The sequence below is a fragment of the Thiolapillus sp. genome (assembly GCF_048562965.1).
GTDB lineage: Bacteria > Pseudomonadota > Gammaproteobacteria > Chromatiales > Chromatiaceae > Thiolapillus > Thiolapillus brandeum_A.
The window spans coordinates 411-1,314 of sequence record NZ_JBHNMF010000814.1 but is presented as its reverse complement, the minus strand read 5'-3'; the positions used below and the strand labels follow the sequence as shown (position 1 = coordinate 1,314).

Here is a 904-nt window from a genome sequence, read left to right as displayed (position 1 = left end):
TCTGTGATTGCTCTGCGATTTCACACCAGCTTTCTAACTGCTCCATCATGTCGTCATACGAACTGGCTTGCCACAGGGCTTGAAGCTGCTCCTTCAAGACATAGAGCGTATTCAGGTGGGCATTGTTATCCAGCAGGGTTTGGAGCTTGAGCGACTGTTTTTCGTCGAGCTTGTCCGCATTTTTAAGCAACAAATAGTGCGTTCCTTTCATCAGTTCCTTCTCGGCTTTGTTCGCCTTTCGAAATTCAATCCTACGCTGATTCTGGATGGTCTTGCTGTAGTTCTGCATGACATGAAACCGGTCAAAGACAATATCTGCCTGGGGTAAACATTCTTTGACGGCCTTTTGGTAGGACGGCCCCATATCCATGGCCACCGCTTCTATTGCGGCCGCCGTCTGCTTGGGCAGTTGCCGCAAAAATTCAGAAAACACCTCAGCGGTTCGTCCTGTTCCTACCCAGATCAAATGCCCTTTAACCATGTCATAGACCACCGTCATGTAATCGTGTCCCTTGGCTCTGGCCACCTCATCAACACCAATGTACTTCAGGTCGGTCAGTGCGCTCGGATCAAGAGCCGGCAAGGTCTTGTGCAGGTACGCCTTGTCGATGTTCTTGACCGTCTCCCAGCGCAACCCCAGATGCCGGGCAACGCTCTGTATACTCATGTGGCGACACAAGCCACTGACCAGGTGGCAGAACCGCTGAGTGAAGCGACTGCCCTTGTCAACAAATTCACAACGTTCAACCCGTCGTTCATTTTTGCTGACCCACACCTGGGCCAACTCGATTTCAATCAGACAACGACGACCACAAAAGGGCACATCCCTGACCTGACGCTGGATGTACCGGTTAATCGTTCCCTTCTTTCCGGTCAGCGGGTCTACCGCCTTTCGTCGCCTATC

1 protein-coding gene is annotated in these 904 nt (G+C 51.8%); it reads right to left on the bottom strand.

What is annotated here, in order from left to right; genetic code table 11:
* A partial coding sequence (locus ACOCD2_RS20315; RefSeq protein ID WP_419625981.1) for an ISL3 family transposase occupies positions 1 to 844 on the bottom strand: 844 nt, incomplete at its 3' end.
* Between the last annotated feature and the right edge of the window lie 60 nt (positions 845 to 904).